Origin of the sequence: Nocardia sp. NPDC006044, from assembly GCF_042871115.1 — a bacterium.
GTDB lineage: Bacteria > Actinomycetota > Actinomycetes > Mycobacteriales > Mycobacteriaceae > Nocardia.
In genome coordinates, this window is the sequence record NZ_JBIAID010000001.1 from 3,144,070 (window position 1) to 3,161,826 (window position 17,757).

General features: G+C 68.5%; 13 protein-coding genes. 2 read left to right on the top strand and 11 right to left on the bottom strand.

Going from position 1 to position 17,757, the window contains the following annotated elements:
• Nucleotides 1–8: 8 nt before the first annotated feature.
• The 7 genes from ACFYO1_RS14315 to ACFYO1_RS14345 are packed head-to-tail and all read right to left on the bottom strand — an operon-like array spanning nt 9 to nt 7,261.
• On the bottom strand, nt 9–731 hold the full coding sequence (locus ACFYO1_RS14315) for an aspartate/glutamate racemase family protein (protein ID WP_387230572.1): 723 nt from the start codon (nt 729–731) through the stop codon (nt 9–11).
• A gap of 2 nt (nt 732–733) precedes the next feature.
• The gene (locus tag ACFYO1_RS14320) at nt 734–2,032 is read right to left on the bottom strand and encodes an NAD(P)/FAD-dependent oxidoreductase (RefSeq protein ID WP_387230574.1); all 1,299 of its coding nucleotides are present in this window, start codon (nt 2,030–2,032) and stop codon (nt 734–736) included.
• A 7-nt stretch (nt 2,033–2,039) separates the two neighbouring features.
• Complete coding sequence (locus ACFYO1_RS14325; protein ID WP_387230576.1) at nt 2,040–2,915, bottom strand: family 3 encapsulin nanocompartment shell protein; 876 nt, start codon at nt 2,913–2,915, stop codon at nt 2,040–2,042.
• Nucleotides 2,916–2,957: 42 nt separating this feature from the next.
• Complete coding sequence (locus ACFYO1_RS14330) at nt 2,958–3,797, bottom strand: SDR family NAD(P)-dependent oxidoreductase (protein WP_387230578.1); 840 nt, start codon at nt 3,795–3,797, stop codon at nt 2,958–2,960.
• Nucleotides 3,798–3,801: 4 nt separating this feature from the next.
• Entirely contained in the window at nt 3,802–4,758 is a 957-nt protein-coding gene (locus tag ACFYO1_RS14335) for a sulfotransferase (RefSeq protein WP_387230580.1), read from the bottom strand.
• Nucleotides 4,755–5,924 (bottom strand): MFS transporter, encoded by a 1,170-nt coding sequence (locus tag ACFYO1_RS14340; RefSeq protein ID WP_387230582.1) that lies wholly within the window; start codon nt 5,922–5,924, stop codon nt 4,755–4,757. The genes ACFYO1_RS14335 and ACFYO1_RS14340 overlap by 4 nt, the downstream gene beginning before the upstream one ends.
• On the bottom strand, nt 5,921–7,261 hold the full coding sequence (locus tag ACFYO1_RS14345) for a DegT/DnrJ/EryC1/StrS family aminotransferase (RefSeq protein WP_387230584.1): 1,341 nt from the start codon (nt 7,259–7,261) through the stop codon (nt 5,921–5,923). The genes ACFYO1_RS14340 and ACFYO1_RS14345 overlap by 4 nt, the downstream gene beginning before the upstream one ends.
• A gap of 611 nt (nt 7,262–7,872) precedes the next feature.
• On the opposite strand from ACFYO1_RS14345, the gene ACFYO1_RS14350 reads away from it, so the two are divergent.
• Nucleotides 7,873–9,012 (top strand): beta-mannosidase, encoded by a 1,140-nt coding sequence (locus ACFYO1_RS14350; RefSeq protein ID WP_387230586.1) that lies wholly within the window; start codon nt 7,873–7,875, stop codon nt 9,010–9,012.
• On the opposite strand, the gene ACFYO1_RS14355 is transcribed toward ACFYO1_RS14350, so the two are convergent.
• Genes ACFYO1_RS14355 through ACFYO1_RS14370 form a run of 4 tightly spaced genes read right to left on the bottom strand, consistent with a single transcriptional unit; the run spans nt 9,013 to nt 15,598 of the window.
• Nucleotides 9,013–10,689 carry an ArnT family glycosyltransferase gene (locus ACFYO1_RS14355; protein ID WP_387230588.1) on the bottom strand — a complete coding sequence of 559 codons (1,677 nt, stop codon included), beginning with the start codon at nt 10,687–10,689 and terminating at the stop codon, nt 9,013–9,015.
• The gene (locus tag ACFYO1_RS14360) at nt 10,686–12,155 is read right to left on the bottom strand and encodes a glycosyltransferase (protein WP_387230590.1); all 1,470 of its coding nucleotides are present in this window, start codon (nt 12,153–12,155) and stop codon (nt 10,686–10,688) included. The genes ACFYO1_RS14355 and ACFYO1_RS14360 overlap by 4 nt, the downstream gene beginning before the upstream one ends.
• Nucleotides 12,152–13,651: a hypothetical protein gene (locus ACFYO1_RS14365; protein WP_387230592.1), complete on the bottom strand. Its 1,500-nt coding sequence runs from the start codon at nt 13,649–13,651 to the stop codon at nt 12,152–12,154. The genes ACFYO1_RS14360 and ACFYO1_RS14365 overlap by 4 nt, the downstream gene beginning before the upstream one ends.
• Nucleotides 13,652–15,598: a hypothetical protein gene (locus tag ACFYO1_RS14370; RefSeq protein ID WP_387230594.1), complete on the bottom strand. Its 1,947-nt coding sequence runs from the start codon at nt 15,596–15,598 to the stop codon at nt 13,652–13,654.
• Nucleotides 15,599–15,821: 223 nt separating this feature from the next.
• Between ACFYO1_RS14370 and ACFYO1_RS14375 the strand changes: the two genes are divergently transcribed.
• Nucleotides 15,822–17,750 (top strand): M3 family metallopeptidase, encoded by a 1,929-nt coding sequence (locus tag ACFYO1_RS14375; protein ID WP_387230595.1) that lies wholly within the window; start codon nt 15,822–15,824, stop codon nt 17,748–17,750.
• Nucleotides 17,751–17,757 lie beyond the last annotated feature (7 nt).

Consider the following 17,757-nt stretch of genomic DNA (forward strand, 5'->3'; position numbering starts at 1 on the left):
CGCCTCGGCTACCGCCCGGGAAACGGGCGGTGGCTCAGGGTGCGGTGGACCATTTCGGTGAGGGTGACTATGTCGAAGACCGGGAGGCCGAGGCGGTCTTGAATGGCATGGCCGTAGGGAACCAGGTCGGTGCATTCGATGACCAATGCGCCCATGTCGGGATTGGCGGCGGCGAGTTGGTCTATTTCGTCCAGGACTTCCGCGCCGAGACGGTCGGCGTCCAGCTCGTCGCGGCGGCCTTCGAGGATGACTTCGCGGAATTCGGGGTGGTCGTCCATTCCGGCTACGCAGATCGGTACGGCCTCGCCGCCGATCGCGTTCAGATGCCGTGGTGTCAGGGCCGACTTCTTGGCCACGAGCAGACCCACTTTCCGGTCCGCGCCGAGCATTCGGTGGACCATCGGTACCTGAATGAGGCTCGAACTGTAGAGCGGGATCTGGACGGCGTCGGCCAGTTGCTGCTGGAAGATGACGAGGAAGCCGCAACCGCTGGTGATCGCCGCGACGCCGCGCGCCTCGAGTTCCTTGGCGGCGATGATGAACGGGTCGAGCAGGGTCGGGTCCGCCTCGGTGACCATTCGTTGCGGGGTCGCGCCGTGTACGACCTGGTAGTCGACCGGAAAATCGAAGGTCGCTGGATTACGGATGTGGCCGGGGATTTTGGTGAAGGCGGTGTCCAGGCAGAGTACGCCGATTGTGGTGTCGCCCTTGACACCTGGGTGTTCGTTCACTTCTAGAGCCTTATCGAGCGGGTTCTGCGGAATCGTTCCGGCCGCAGCGGGACGGGGTCGGTGGTCGGGGCCTCGCCGGCCAGGAGTTGGCTGACGAGTTCGCCGCCGGCGGGGGCCAGGCCCATGCCGATATGCCCGTAGCCGGCCGCGACCACGAGATTGCGCAGGCCGGTGCGGCCGATCACCGGCAGGCCGTCGGGCGCGCAGGGGCGCAAACCGCTCCAGGTCTCCCGGGTTTGCGTTTCTTCCAAATCGGGGAGGTATTCGGTGACCGTGCGCAGCATGCCGCGCACGCGGCGTTCGGAAATGACGGTGCTCATCCCGGTCAGTTCGAGGCGGCCGCCGATGCGCAGGCGGTCGCCGAGCGGGACCATCGCCATCCGGCCCTCGCTGAGCAGTACCGGCCGGCTCGGCCCGCCGGGCGGCATGTCCATGGTGACGCTGTAGCCCTTGATCGGTTGCAGCGTCAGGCCGACGCCCGCCAGGCGTGCGCATTCGGTCGACCACGCGCCCGCCGCGATCACCACGTCACGGGGCCGGAAGTCGCCGCGATCGGTATGCAGCCGTTCGACCCTGCTCGCGGAGACCTCGAAACTCGTCACCTCGCTGTGTGCGCAGATCTCGACGCCCATGGCGCGCAGCAGCTTGCCGAATTCGAGAACGAACTCCGGCACGTGCAGGTACGCGCCCTCCGGGTTGTACAGCGCGCCTTGAATATCGAAGCGCGTCTTCGGCTCGAGTTCCTCGAGTTCGCCCGGGCCGAGGACGCGCAGCGGCACACCGTTCGCGACGGTGCGCGAGACCGAACGGCTCGCCTCCGCGAAACCTCGCGCGGTCTTGTACGCCAGCACGATGCCCGGCGACGCGAAAGTGCCGGCGATGCTCGGTGATTCGCACAGTTCGAGGAGTATGTCGAGACTGCGCCGCTTCATCGCGATCAACGTGCGGAAGCCGGCCGCGGCGGCGAGCGGAGTGCACGCACGCCCGAAATGCCATAGCCAGCGCAGCAATTCGCGGTCTGCCCGCGGCTGGACGTAGAACGGCGCGTCCGCGCTCAGCATGCCGAGGGTGCGCGGCGATCGCAGCCCCGGCTCGGCCAGTGGCGCGGCGCCGTGGGTGCCGATGAAACCGGTGTTCCCGTAGGAACACGACTGCGGCCCGCCGAGCGCACCGCGCTCGAGCACGGTCACCGACGCCCCGCCGCGCCGCAGGTGATACGCACAGAACAGCCCGGCGACCCCGCCGCCGACCACCACCACATCGGGGTCGTCGCGCACGGGAGCCGCCTCGTCACTGGTCACGATCCACCTACACGGTCACGACGAAGAAGTTGGTCGGTAGATTGACCACGACCCGCTCGTAGATCTCCGCCATCACCGCAGGACCCGGCTCGGCGAAGGTTCCCGGCGGCGGCTCGGCGAAGCGGATCACCGACCGTCCCGCGTCGAAAAGCTGTGCGCCGTGGCCGAAGTCGCCGACGATCGCGCTGCCCGGCTCGACCAGGCGGGTGCGGCAGATGAACACGCCGTTCTCCTCCAGGTCGGCCATCAGCCTGCTGGTGCCCAGGGCGCGGTAGTAGTCGACCGGATTGATGATCAGGCCGTCCGCGGTGCCGCCCATCTGCTCGACCTCGTTGCAGGCCCACAGGATCGTCGAGGCGAACGGCCCGGGATCGGTGATCCGGGCGATGCCGGGAATGTTCAGCAGGCCACCCTCGCCGCTGATGATCGTGTAGTTTTCAGCGGTGCACAGCCGCACGATCAACCGGTAGTTGATGAACGACTCGAACGTCTCCGGGTCCTCCCACATCTGGGGCGGCACCTGCACCCATGCGGTGGTGGTGAGCAGCTCTGGAATCGGCGACTTGTGGAAACGGCTGGCCAGCTCGCGGCGCACCTCGGCGCCCTCGATCGGCGCGTCGTCCGCGCCGGGCGCGCTCTCGTGCCAGTAGAACTTGCGCGGATCACGGGACAGGTCAATGGCTTTGAGCACATTGCGCGCGGGGTAGCGCGGTTTGCGCCGCGAGCTGGTCAGGGTGTCGGTGATGGTCACGTCGTACTCGACGGCCGCGTCGAGCCCGTTCTCCGCGCAGGCCTCGACGAACATCCGCCCCGGCGAGAGCTCCTGCTTGCGATCCGAGACGACCTGCGCCAGCGTCTCTTTGATGCCCTCTGTCTTCAGCATGTAGCAATTCCTTCCCTGTCATCGGCAACGCGCCGCGACTGTTCACTGCGGGTCTGCGGGTCCGTGCACGTCGGCTTCCCAGGGCAGGTGCGCCGAGGTCGGTCCGAGCACGCTCGCGCCGCCGTCGACGAGCTGTACCGTGCCGGTGAGATAGGAGGCCCGCTCGCTCACCAGGAAGGCGGCCACGGCGGCCATCTCCTCCGGGCGGGCGATCCGGCCGACCGCCGTATGCGTGCCCATGGCGTCGAACCGCTCATCGAGCGATCCGGCGGGGGATTGTTGTGCCGCAACGCGTTCCAGCAGGGGAGTGCGGGTCGCGCTCGGTGCGAGCACGTTGACGGTGACACCGTCGCGGCCGGCCTCGGCGGCGAGGGACTGGGCGAAGCGCACGATGGCGGCGCGGGTCACGCCGGATATGGCCAGGCCGCTGATCGGCACGCTGGCGGTCTCGGACGCGACGAACAGCACCCGGCCCCAGCGCGCGGACCTGAGGTGGGGCAATGCGGTGAGGGCCAGGTCGATGGCCGGCAGCAGGATGGCGTCGACCGCCGTTCGATAGTCCGATATCGCGAAGCTCGCCGCATTGCCGGTCGGCGGAGTGCCACCGCTGATCACGACGACGTGCAGTGCGCCGAATTCCGCGGCGACGTCATCGATCCAGCGGCGGGTGGCCGCGCCGTCGGTGATGTCCACGCTCGTGGCGTGCACGCGGCCGCGGCCGACCTCTTTGACGGCGGTTTCGGCCGCGGCGAGCCGTTCGGGGTCGCGCGCGCCGATGGCGACGTGCGCGCCCTCCGCGGCGAGTTCCTTGGCGATCGCCAGGCCGATACCGCTCGATCCGCCCGCTATCAGCGCGACTTTGTTGTCCAGACCCAGGTCCACCCGGTCAGCCCCTTTCGTTGGAATCCGTTGCGCCGAAGCGGTATCCGTACCGGCGCGCGAGCGGCCACGACAGCGCCGCGACGGTTCGCCGGGCCGACCGCGACAGACCGGTCCGCCAGGAATCGTCGGTCGGGCGGATGACGGTGGCGCCGATGTTGAACCGGTCCGGGTTCCCGGTGACCGTGTGGTTGGTGTGCAGCTCGACGGTTCGATCGTCGAGCGGGTTGTCCGCGGGATCGCTCGCGCACAGACGCAGCAGCTGATCGACCGTGCCCGCCGGATCGGCGATGAAGTCCTCGTACCGCAGGAACATCGACCGCTCCGGATAGCGCCGGGTGAGCGCGTGCGCGGCGAGATTGAAGCCGGTCCAGTAGCCGGTGCTCTTGGCCGGTCCCATGGCGTACACGTATTCCTTCGGCTTGCTCCAGGATTGGGCCACCGCGCGCGGATCACGGACCAGATGGACGTAGTACGGCGTGACGCCGTCGAGATGCTCGAGCAGTGCCGATTCACCCGGGATCTTGGTGGTGTCGACGATCACGCGGGACTCGGTGCGCTTCGCCACGGCCTGGTAGACCTGGGTCATCAGATCGGCGTGGGCCCGGATCTGCTCGTTGTGCAGTCCGCGCCGGAGCACCCGCCAGGTGTGCCGGGTCCGGACGTTGCCGAGTTGCCGCCGGATCACCTCGTCGGCGTGCTGCACGAGGGTGGTCCCGGGGGGCTGCCCGATCGGCAGGACGGTCGACCAGACGGGGCAGTCGACCAGTTTCCTACCGCAGCCGCAGTCCTCGTTGACGCCGCGACCCGCCGCGTTCTTCCACAGGAAATGCAGCTCGCCGACGTGGAAGAAGCCGGGGATCTCGTTGAGGATGTTGCCGATGATGGTGCTGCCGTTGCGGCACCAGCCGGTGATGCACAGGACCTTCAGCGGTTCGCCGCTGTCCGATGGTGGGTTGGTCATCTGTCGACTGCCTTCTCGAGGGACACCGATTGCCGCAGCGTCATGGCCAGCACCGAGGCGGCGAGCGCACAGGCCGCGCCGACCACGAAGACGGCCGGGTAGCCGAAGCCGGCCGCGATCGCGCCGGTCGCCGGTCCCCAGACGAACAGGCCCAGATCCCAGAACGAGGTGTAGGCGCCGAGCGCGGCTCCTTGCTTCGAGCTTTCGGTGTTGTTCATGACCATCAGGGCCAAAGAGGGGTGCAGCAGGGAGAATCCGACGCCCATGACGAGGGCGCCGAGCACCGCTACCGGCAGGTTCGGCGCCCAGGCGATGATCAGCAGTCCGGCGGCTTCGCCCGCGCCACACCAGGTGGCGACCCGGCGCGGCCCGAGTTTGTCCGGCAGGTGCCCGATGACCAGCCGGGTGCCCGCGTAGACCGCGCTGAAGGTGCTCAAAACGATGACGCCCGAGTCGATTCCGCGTGCTTGCAGTCCGGTGATGACGAACGCCGCCAGGCCGACGTAGCCCGCGGCACCGAGCGCGAGGCCCAGACCGGGCAGCACGGCGGGGCGCAGGAGGAGTCCGCGCCCGCCGCCGGATGGTTCGGTGTGCGGCTGCGGCGCGACGATGCTGATCAGCACGAGCCCGGCCAGCGGGGCGGCGGCGCAGAAGGCCCACACCGCCTCGATCCCGAAGTGGCGCAACACCGCACCGAGCGCGGTGCCCAGCGAGATGCCGCCCCACATCGCCACCCCGTAGAGGCCGATCACCTGGCCGCGGCGGTTGTGCGGGGCCAGGGTGACGGTCCAGACCGCGCCCGCGACGAACAGCGCCGCCTCGCCGACGCCGACCAGCAGGCGCACCGCCAGCAGGCCGGCCAGGCCGATCGGCAGGAAATAGAGCAACCCGCCCACCGCGATGGCGAGCGCGCCGAGTCGCATGACGGCGCGGTGTCCGTGGCGATCGGCCAGTCCGCCGAAGATCGGGCGGGTGAGCAGCGCGGTCAGGGCGGTGGCCGTGACCGCGATGCCGACCGCGAGGTCGCTGGCGCCGAATTGCTCCCGGACGTGGGCGGGAATGACCGGGATCGCCGCGGACAGGCCGAGGTATCCGCAGAACAGTCCGCCGAACACCCCGGCGAGCGCGAGGCGCGGCATCGCTGCCGCGTCCGAGGGTGCGGTCATCGCTGTCCGGCCCACGCGGAGCCGTCGCCGGTGGCGATCGGCACATCGCTCGCGGCCACCTTGCGCACGGCCGCGACGAGCTCGTCGCAGTCCGTCGCGGACAGCGTCGAGGAGAGCGGAATGTCCACCGCGCGTTGCAGATAGCGCGTCGCGTTGGGCAGGAGTTCCTTGATCGCCGGGGTCTCCATGCCGCGGAACATGAACCGCCAGTTCCAGAAGGCGCGGATATTGTGGTCGTCGTCCGAGCCCAGATTGCGCGCCTCGATGCCCTCGTGGCACAGCGCTCGGGCGAACCACTGGGCACGGCCGGCCGGGACCAGGAAGATGAAGGCCTCGCCGAGGTAGGCGCCGGCGGCGACCGGACGGCGGATGTGGATCCCGTCGACGTCGGCCAGGGCCGCGGCGACGTAGTCGTAGTTGCGCCGGAAGGCGGCCAGCCGGACGGGCAGTCGTTCGAGCTCGGCGCGCAGTAGCGCGGCGCGGATCTCGTCCATCCGGAAGCTGAGCAGCGGCAGGTCCAGATCGGTGGCGATCGGCGGCTCGCCGTTGGGGAAGTGGCGGCGCAGCCGGCCCTCGTAGGCGCCGGAAAGTACGGTGGCGCGGGCGAACAGCGTGCTGTCGTCGGTGAGCAGGAAGCCGCCCTCGCCGCTGTTGAGGGACTTGTCCGATTGGGTGCTGAAGCCGCCGGCCAGGCCGAAGGTGCCGAGCTTGCGGCCGTCCAGTTCCGCGCCGAGCGCGGGGACCGCGTCTTCGAAGACCGGGACGCCCATTTCGTCGGCGAAGCGCAGCAGTGCGGTCATGTCACCGGCGAAGCCGCGCATGTGCACCACCATGATCGCCTTGACCTGCGGGGTCCATCGACTGCGCAGGTCGGCCACGTCCAGGTGGAGGTTTTCGTCGACATCGACGAGGAAGGGGGTGCAGCCGGCGAGCAGGATCGCGCTCGGCGTCGCGGCGAAAGTGAAACCGGGGCAGGCGATCAGGCTGCCCGGCTCGATTCCGGCGGCCATGATGGCCAGCGCCAGCGCGGTGGTGCCGCTCGACGTCGCCAGCGCGTGCTTACATCGGAAGTAGCGACAGAGCTCTGCCTCGAACTGGCTGCACTCGGTCTCGTGCGCCTGGCGATAGTCGTATCTGAAGTAGAGGTGGCTGCGGATCGCCCGCATCGCCGCGTCCTCGTCTTCCGGATGTACGCATACCGCGCCGCGGTCGTACGTCGGCCACGGTGTGCGCCGAATCGGGTCGCCGCCATTCAGGGCCAGTCTCGAATCGGCGGCAATTGCCGCGCCCGGCAATTTCCGGGCCGATGCCGAATCGTCGATCTCATTGTCCGCCATCGCAATTCCTACCCAACTGAAAACTCAAAACATCGGCGAGCCGCCACCGTAACGCCCACCGAGTTTTGCGGTAACCCCCCGGCAGGACGTTTGCGCAACGCTACACCGAACTTTCATTGCGGATACCCGAAATCGATTGCTCGCCAATGACATCGGAAGTTGGGGCTTGCCTGAGATCACCTTGTCCAGTTGGACGAATACCCCCCGGGTGGGGGGTGTCGCCGAAGTGTCAGAGCACGAAAACGGTCGCGGGCAAACAGGTTTGATGCATTGTCTGCGACAAAGTTTGCCGGAGTGTTCCGGCTGTCCGGACTGCCGACGTGCGGACTGCGCGTTGTGCCGGAGAGATCGCCCTTCCGATGACGTTGCCGATGGCCAGGCACCGAGAGGTATCGACCGCCTGTACGCGCGGTCGGCCGGTGAACCGGTCGCCGGGCCGGTGGCCCATTCGCGCCCTGCCTCGGTGGCGGGACGAACCGGATCACATCGAGGGTGACTGTGGCGTGGTGCCGGGGTAAGCGCGGGCATCGCGCGTAACGTAACCCCCGTGACCACGTGTAATGCGCAAGATTGCCCGGGTTTCACAGTCGAGTGCGGGCAGTAGGCGGCTGATGGCCGCCGAGCGGGTTCGTCTCGCCGCCCTGCTGGCGATCGCCGGTCTGGTCGCGGGTGGTTGTGCGGACGGGCCCTATCCGCGTCCCGACGAGCGCCCGCCGAGGGAGTCGCGGCCGGCGGCCGAGGCAGTGGTCACCGCCACGCCGCAGGGGTTGCGACTGCGGGGCGCGCCCTGGTGGCCCGCCGGATTCAACGCACCGCAGCTGGCGACGAACTGGTCGGTGAACTTCGGCTGCGGCGCGCAGACGGATCTGGACAGCTATTTCGGCGCGCTGCCCGCCAACGCGCTGACCCGATTCAATCTTTTCCAGGCCTTATCGATCAATAAGCGCACCGGCGACCTGGATTTCAGCGCCGCGGACGCGGTATTCACGGCCGCCGAAAAGTACGGGCAGATCGTGCTTCCGGTGCTTTCGCCGCAGGACGGCGGCTGCGCGGACGAGCAGTTCAAACAGCGGCAGTGGTACGTCAAGGGCTGGCGCACCCGCAATCCCGTGCACGGCAGGTCCGTGCTGAGTTTCCAGGACTGGATCAAGACCGCCGTGGACCGGTGGAAAAGCATTCCGGTCCTCGCCGGGTGGGAACTGGTCGGGGAACCGGAGCCGAGCAATTGCACCGGCGATCACTGTGACCTACCGGCTCGCACCTGCCCGCCGGATGCCGCGGTGGTATTGCGCAAGTTCATGGATGACGCCGGAGCCATTGTGCGGGAACTGGATCCGCAGCGGTTGATCTACGCCGGATTCGCGGGCGGGGGACAATGTGGCACGCAGGGCGATGAGTTCCGTGCGGTCGGCGCGTCACCGGGGGTCGATGTGGTCGAGTATCACGACTATATTCGCGACTCGCTGCCGGGAGATCGCTTCAACGGCTTGGGAGTTCGGTTGCGCCAGGCCGCCGAATTGGGAAAACCGTTGCTGGTGGCCGAGATCGGCGAAGAGGCCGGGTCCTGCGGCAGTCTCGAGGATCGTCGAGCGCACCTGGACGCGAAGTTCGTCGCGCAGCGGGCCGCGGGTTCGGCCGGCGCGCTGATCTGGGCGTTCGTGCCGGATCCGCGGCTCGATCAGTGCACCTTCGACGTGGGCACGGATGATCCGCTCTGGCCGCTGGCGGCCGAGCGGACGACCGTGGGTTGATCAGTCCGCGCCGAGGACTCGATATATCCGCCATTCCGGTTGGCCTGCACCGTCGTTGGGTGCCTCCAGCGCCAATGTCGCGATGCCGCTGCCGTTCTCGTACATGGTCGGGTAGCGCCGGTTGACCGCGTCGGAGGTGCCTCGTCCCGTATTGGGCACCGCGAGAATGTATTTCACGCCGTGCTCGGCGGGCCGGTTGAGCACCCGGACGAAATCGCGATCCGACGGGACGACGAACTGATCCGGCCGATGCGAGGCGACGACGACGGCGAAGCCGTACACGGTATCCATCAGCACCGCGCCGCGCGGCAGGTCCATGGCATCGAGGTAGTTCGCCAGTCGCCGTTCGGTGCCGAACGTCGCGGCGATGCGGCGCTCGTCCGCCTGGCGTTCGGAGGCATTGTCCGGATCGGGGAACAAGACCGCCCCGAGGGAGTACTCCTGCACGGAGATGGCGTGACTCGACATTCCCCACGCGGTCAGCGGAACGGCGCCGGCCAGTAGTACGAGGGCCAGCGTCATCCCGACTGCCGGTGCGCGCCAACCGGTTCGAGCCCGATGCCGGCCGGTGGCCGGTGCCGGTTCCGTGGCCGCCATCCGAGCGTGCCGGCCTGGCCGGCGGCTCGGCGGAAACCCGCGCACGGGCGAAACCTGTAGCGCCAGAACGGCGGCCAACGGAATCGCCGCCACATAGAACCGCAGGAAGGCGAACGTCGACCCGCTCGCATAGCTGAAGGCTTGGAAGGCGAGCACCGAACCGCACAGCAGGATCGGCACCACCACCTGTACATCGCGCCTGCGTACCGCGAGTGCGGCGGCGATCGGCACGAGCAACGGCAGCGCCGGCCCGAGAATGAGCGTGGCGGCAGCCGAATACTCCAGCGCCGCAGTGGTTTCGGTCGCCGACGAACTGGACTGCTGCAAGATCGACGAGTTCCCGTACTGCGAACTGAACTGATGGAACGCCAGCCCGGTGATCAACCAGCTGGTCGCCGCCCACACCACGAACGCCGCCGCCACGGGCAGCACCACGAGGATGAAATCCATGACGGCGCTGTGCCGCCGGTGGTCCTCGCCGCGACAGCGCCGGTAGGTGACCACGAAGACGAGCACGCCCGCGGCGGCGGCGGGCGCCAGCGCGTCATATCGCGTCAGGTACGCGAGCCCGAGCGCAATGCCACACGCGGTCAGATCATTCGCGTCATCGGTGCGCATCCACCGGATGAGCCGCCGCAGTGCCCAGCACAGGCAGAACAGGAACGGCGCCTCGCTCATCCCGTTGGCGCCGTAGAACACCACCATCGGGTTGAGCGCGAACAGTACGGCGACACCTCCGCTGAGCCACAGCGGCGCACCACGATCGGTGCCGATGCCGAACACCATCACCACGGCCCCGGCCATGAACAGCGCCGACATCAGCACACCCGACAGGCCCCAGGTGGTGATGCCCGGAAACCATTGCGCGAGCACCACCATCGGCAACTGGGCCAGCGAGGTCAACGGCGTGAAGACGAAGCCGATCGCCGAGAGATGCGGATCGCGGCTGAACAGCGTTGCCTGCGTGGCGGATACCCGGCTGAGCGCGTCGCCCATCAGGAACCCGTTGCCCGCGCTCAACCAGGTGCCCGCGGCGAGGTACAGCAGCGTCGACGCGGCGAAGATCCAGCGCGCTCTCACTCGGCGGCCTCCTTGGTTCCGAGCCCGTGAAAGGTCTTCTCCCAGTAAGAGGGATTGCGGACCAGCTGATAGCAGCCCTTGGCGGCGGCGATGCTCATCAGCAGCCAGTAGAGCGGCACGGTCAGGCACGCCACCAGGAGATCGGACCGGTTGTTCTCCCGGCACGCGAGCAGGTTCATGTAGATGGTCGCCCCGTTGCCGAGAATCATCGCGATCAGCGAGGGAAAGTACACGGCGGCGGGGAAGAGCTGACCGATCACCGCGGGCTGACCGAGGATCCAGGACAGGGTGATGAACCAGAACACCAGGTTCAGGCAGGCGATGATCGGCGTGCCCGCGAGGATCAGGGTGAACCGGATGAAGCTGACCGTTCCGATGCTGCGCCACAACCGGATCGGGCGCCGGGTGTGCACCAGCCAGGTCTGCAGGTAGCCCTTGTACCAGCGCGATCGCTGACGAACCCAGTTGATCGGGTCCGGGTTGGCCTCTTCCAGGGTGGTCGAGTCGATCACCGCCGTCCGATAGCCGGACGCCGCGATGCGCACGCCCAGATCGGCATCCTCGGTGACGTTGTAGGGATCCCAGGCGCCGATATCGGTCACCACGTCGCGTTTGAAGTGATTCGACGTGCCGCCCAGCGGAATCGGCGCTTTGCTGCGCATGAGACCCGGTAGGAGGAAGCCGAACCACAGGCCGTAGTCCGCGGTGAACCAGGCGGTGAGCAGGTTCTGGCGGCCGTTGTGGAAGGCCAGTTTGGCCTGGATGCACACGACCTCCGGCGGTAGTTCGGCGAAAGCCGCTACCACGCGCCGCAATTGGAGCGGGTCGGGGATGTCCTCGGCGTCGTAGATGGTGACGATGTCGCCGGTCGCCTGGTGCAGGCCGTAGTTGCAGGCCTTGGGTTTGGTGCGCGGCTGTGCCTCCGGCACGAGGACGATGGTGACGTGGTCGACGCTGGCCAGGGTGCCGATGCCGGCCCGCCGGGCCGCCTCGATGGTGGGGGAGTCGTCCTCCTCCAGCAACAGCAGCACCTGCAACCGGTCCTTCGGATAGTCGAGCGCGGTCATCGCGCCGATCAGGTCGCCGACCACCTCGGGTTCGCCGTAGGCGGGAACGAGAATCGTGTAGGGCGGCAGTTCCGCGTCGGTGAGCGCGAGCGCACGGGCGTCGCTGACGGTCATGATCGCGTCCCTGGCCATGCCCCGCTGGAAGATCAGTACCCGATCGCCCATGGCGGCGAGATAGCCGAGGGTGCAGAGGGCGACGAGCACGACGCAGGTGCCCATCGGGAAGAACACGGCACACACCACGACCACCAGGACCAGTGCCAGCGCGGTATTGCGTTGCCACGGTAGGAAAGCCACCGACGCCGAGGCGAGCGGATCGGACTCACGCAGCCCGTGCACCGCGGAATGCAGTGCACGCGCACTGTCCGAACCCGGCTGCGGCGCTTGCCCGGTCGTCATTGCTTCCCCGTTCCGGCCACGATCGACCGCGCGACCGAGAGCAGCATGTCCTGGTCCTTGTGCTCGGTGTCGGAGTCGACGTCCTCGGATTCGGAGTCCAGGACAACGGCTTTGCCGCGCAGGAACTGATGCAGGAAGTTCTCGAAGATGCCGAGCATCGATGGTTGCGGCGGCGGGAACGCGGCGTCGGGCTCGTGATTGTCCGCCGCGATCAGGCTGATTCGCTCGGAACCGCCTTCGCCGCTCCAATTCCAGGTCAGCCAGGTCCAGCTGAGCAGGCGGCGATCGTCGAGGACGGTATTGAGCCGGGCGGTGATGCCGTGGCCGAGATCGATCCGGGTCGGCGGGCTGATCCGCGGTTGCGGCATGTCGTAGAGGACGAACTCCGGGTATCGGTCGATCGCGTATCGATCCTCGGCGCGGACGGTGTCGACGACGATGCGGCGACGCCGGGATTCGTTGTCCCACAGCGGGTTGTGCTGGTCGGCGCGGATCAGCTGGCGGGTCATCGAGGTGCCCTGCCCGAAGTACTTCTGCGCCCACGGATATCGCCGCTCGCTGAGCTGGCCCCAGCCGGGCGGCACGGTGTGGGGCTGGGCGACCACGAGTCCGGGCATGACCGGGAAGTTGCGGTCGTAGTCCGGGGGAATCGGAATGACCATGATCAACAGCGCGGCCACGGTCACGGTGGCCGCCGCCGCCCATGCCTGCGGGGCGGTGAGCGGATCGAGTTCGCGGTCCAGCGGTTTGAGCGAGGTTCCGCGCCGGCGCCGCCAGTCCACGTACATCACCGCGGCGACGATCAGCACCGCGACCACCGACGGAATCACCTGATAGGCGAGCACGCGCGCGGACGGCCACCAGACGCGCAGCGCCACGAGGACCACACAGCCGACGGCGAACGCCAGACCGGCGCCGACCCAGGCGCGGGTTCGGGTGCGGCCCACCGCGATGGCGGCGGCGAACGCGGCGAACAGCAGCATCGTCGCGCCCGCCGCGACGCTGCCGCCGCCGATGATGACGCGCATCGCTCGATACGGCGGCGGGAACGCGGCGAGCAGCAACAGCCAGCACGGCCAGTACCGGGTGACCGGGCGCAGACCGAACAGCAGCACGCACGCGGAGAGGACGAACAGCCAGGCCGCCAGCAGGTCCAGGTGCAGCATCTCGTACAGGTAGCGATAGCGCGGGGTGAGCAAACCCAGTGTGCAAGCGGACAATCCGAGTCCGATCAGGCCGACGATCAGGTCGGTCTGCCGGTCGTGGATGGGTAGTTCCGCCCCGCGGCGCAGGGTGATGCCGATCGCGGAGAAGATCGCCAATACCGGGAGGACGAACACGAATCCGATGCTCGAACCGGTCCAGGTGTCGTGCACCAGCCGCACCCAGGTGGTCCAGAACGCGGCGGCGGTGGCCAGCAGGATCAGCACGATCCGTGCCGTGATTCTGGTGACGGTCGCGCGGACGTGTCCGCGCGCCGCCGGGCCGGTGGACATCTACCGCCTGCCGCGCCGCAGCAGCAGGATCAGGCCGATCAGCACGCCGAGCAGGACCACCGCCGCGCCGACCGCGGTGAGAATCTTGGCCAGCGAGGTCATTTCGGAGCTGTCCGGGGCCGCCGGGGCGGCGGTCGCCGGGTCGAGGAACTCCGGCGTCCGATCACCGGCCTGGAACAGCACGGCGCCGTGCAGCCGCGACCACCGATTCAGGTCGGCATCGAGCCAGCCGAGCACTCGGTCCAGGTGTTCCGGTGTGTCGCTGGAGGAACCGACGACGACCGTCCGGCCACCGGACCAGGTGCTCTGCAACGACGCGAACGGAGTCGCCGGATCGGTGGTGATCCGGCTGATCGTCTTGCCGTCGTCGCCGGTCAACGCCAGCCCGGCGTCGGTCTGGCGCAGCGGCAGCCGGATCGATTCCGGCACATCACCGTTCGCCGCGATCAGCACCGCGGGCGACGTGCTCGCGACGGCCTGGTCGAAGGTGACCAGTTCGGGTCGCAGCGGAATGCTGGTCAACCGCTGCAGTCCGGTCAGCACCCGCACCGCGCGCACGGTGTCCGCGAAACCTGGTGTGCGCAAACCGATCTGCACCTCGGGGAGCAACGCCTGCGGCAACGCGCCGAAGCCGCCGGGGATCGGCGGTACCGCGACCGCGCTCGTCACCTCGCTGCTCGGCTCGATGGTCAGCGTCTGCGGTGCCTCCAGTCCGCAGCCGTGGGTGAGCCCGGCCTGCTGGAGCGTCACCGCGAGCGTGGTGAATCGGCCGAGGACCGAGTTCGGGATGGAGATCCACCGCTCGAACCGACCCGACCCGTCTACCGGCCAGCTGTCGATATAGGTGGTGCCCGCGCTGACGGTGAGCTGACCGTTGAGGGTGTCCGGCAGCGGGGTATAGCTGCCGCGCAACCGAACTCGCACGTCCTTGGACGGGCGGCCGAGTCGCGACTGATCGATGCCGACCTCGACGCGGACCGGGCCGATCGAGGTCGCGGTGAGCTGAGTTTGGCCGAGCGCGCCGAGTGTCGTGCTGTCCGGGGCGATCTGGGGCGCGGGCGGCAGCGCCACCGCCGTCGCGGCCGAGGAGATCGCCACCTTGGCCAAATCGCTGACCAGCAAACGCATCTGGTCCGGCAGGGTCTTATCGGTTCCGTTGATCGTGAGCACCGGCGCCGACCCGGTCGCCAAACGCAGTGCCGCATCGGCCGATTCGCCGATCACCACCTGGCGCTCGAGGAACCCCGGCGGATGATCCGGGACCGTCGCGCCCGGCTGCACCGCCCGAACCTCGACCGCCACCGGCTGATTGCCGTAGCGGGCGATCACCGCGGTGGTCAGCGACATCGCCGCGGCACTCTCGACCTTGCTCGGACCGGCGGGCAGGTAGACGGTCAGCTTTTGCAGCACCGGCGGCAGGAAGTCCGCGACGGTCGCCGGCTGCTGCTCCTCGCCGTTGTAGACGACCGCGGCCTCGGTCAGCGTCAACGGCCGCCCCAGCCAGTCGACGACGCACGCGCCGGCCTCGGAGATCAGCGACGACGTGACCGTCACCGCGATCGCGTTGCCGACGATCTCGGCGCCGGCCAGCGACAACCGGATCGGACCGCGCGGCACCAGCGGCAGCTCGATCCGGTCGATCAGCCGCTCACCCGAATGCACCTCCAGCGACCCCCGCGCCACGTGCGGCGGTAGTTGAATCGTGCCGATCAGGGCGGTCGGCGCCAGACCGGGCAGCACCGGAATATTCACCGAGACCTGATGCTCGGCGCCGGGGAAGGTCAGCGAGGTCCCGAGCCCGAGCGATGGCAGCCCGAGCGGCACGTCACGCGGCTCGGCCCGTGCGATCGGCGCCACGGACAACGCCAATACCGCGGCCATCAACGCCACCGACCGCCGCCACAGCGGTAGTCGACGGGTGTCGCCGGAATCTGCACGCAAGGTCATCAGCCGTCTCCCTGGTGTCAACCGCGGCGACAGACCTGGCCCGGATCGGCCAGCACCGCACGAGCGAATCCTGGACCTACCGCTGGAATTCTAGGGTGGACCTGCTCAGACGGGTTGAAGACATGCCAAGATGAGTTACCTATTCGACATCCAGCAACTATGTGGCTGATTCCTGTCGCGCCGACCGTGCGGTCGAAATCCGGTCCCGGGTTACTGTCGGGGAATGAGTCCGCAGCCGCTTGCCCTGCCCGCCGACGACTGGTCCGACTGGCTCGCCGGTTATGTGACGGACAGGCTGGAGACCGTCGCGGAGACGTTGGCACTGCTCGCGGACGGCAACGCCCGCGACACCGCCGACGTGCTCGGCCTGTGGAACGACGCGGACATCGCGCTGCGCGGCGCGGACTCGGCCGCCGGGTTGTTCGTCGAGGTACACCCCGATGCGGCGGTGCGCCGGCGCGGTGAGGAGCTGGTCCAGCAGGTGGATCGGGTGCGGACCGAGCGCGACCTCGATCGCGCGCTCTATGACGTGGTCGCGGCTACCGACCCGGCGGGTCTGGATGAGCAGGCGGCGCGCATGCGTGAGCACGTGCTGCGCGATTTCCGGCGCGGAGGTGTGGACCGGGACGAGCAGACGCGGGCTCGGCTGCGGGTCATCGCCGAGCGGCTCACCGTGCTCGAGCAGGATTTCGGCCGGGCGATCCGGGACGACGTCCGCGCGATTCGGCTCGCCCCGGACCGGCTGGCGGGGCTGCCCGACGACTTCGTCGCGGCCCATCCGCCCGCCGAGGACGGATTGGTCGCGGTCACCACGGACTACCCGGACTATCGCCCATTCCGCGCCTACGCGCGCGACGCCGAAGCCCGGCGCAGCCTCACCATCGAGTTCGAGAGCCGCGGTTGGCCGGTGAATGACGCTGTCCTGCACGAGATGTTCGACCTTCGGCACGAGAAGGCCCGGCTCGTCGGGTACGACAGCTGGCCCGATTACGACGCGGCGGTCAAGATGGTCGGCACCGGCGAGGCGATCACCGAATTCATCGAGCGGATCTCGGCCGCCGCGGCCGCCGCCGGCCGGCGCGACCTGGACGCGGTGCTCGCGCGTCGGCGCGCGGACGATCCCGCGGGCACGGTCGACCGTTCCGACATCGGCTATTACACCGAGCTGATCCGGCGGGAACAATTCGATGTCGACGCCAGGCAGGTGCGCCGGTACTTCGATTTCACCCGGGTGCGGGCCGGTCTGCTCGAGGTCACCGGGCGGCTGTTCGGCCTGGAGTATCGACCGGTCGATGTCCCGCGCTGGCATCCGGAGGTGACCGTCTACGACGTGTACGCCGCAGGTGAACGGCGCGGCCGGATCTATCTCGACCTGCATCCGCGTGACGGCAAATACAAGCACGCCGCGCAGTTCGATCTCGTCAGCGGGGTCACCGACCGGCTGCTGCCCGAGGGCGTGCTGGTGTGCAACTTCTCCCGCGGGCTGATGGAACACCAGGACGTGGTCACCCTGTTCCACGAATTCGGGCACCTGATCCATCACGTGCTCGGCGGGCGGCAGGAATGGGTGCGGTTCTCCGGCGTGGCGACCGAGTGGGACTTTGTCGAGGCGCCGTCGCAGATGCTCGAGGAATGGGCATGGGACGCTGCGATTCTCGGCATGTTCGCGGTCGACGAGACCGGCGCGGCCATCCCGGCCGATCTGGTGGCCCGGATGCGGGCGGCGAAGGACTTCGGCAAGGGGATCGCGATCCAGACCCAGGTCGGCTACACCGCGGTGTCGTACCTGCTGCACCGCGACCGCCCCGCCGACCACACCGGAGCTGTCTCGGACGCGATGGCACGTTACGGCGTGCTCCCCGCGCTGCCCGGCACCCACTTCCAGACGTCGTTCGGCCACCTCGCGGGCTACACCTCCGCGTACTACACCTATCTCTGGAGCCTGGTCATCGCCAAGGACCTGTTCTCCGCCTTCGATCCCGCCGACCTACTCGATCCCGCAGTGGCCCAACGCTACCGCGACCTGATCCTCGCCCCCGGCGGTTCCCGCAACGCCGCCGACCTGATCACCACCTTCCTCGGCCGCCCCACCACCTTCGACGCCTTCGCCACCTGGCTCAACCGCGCCCCGATCCCACAGCCGGCTCGATAAGACCGGC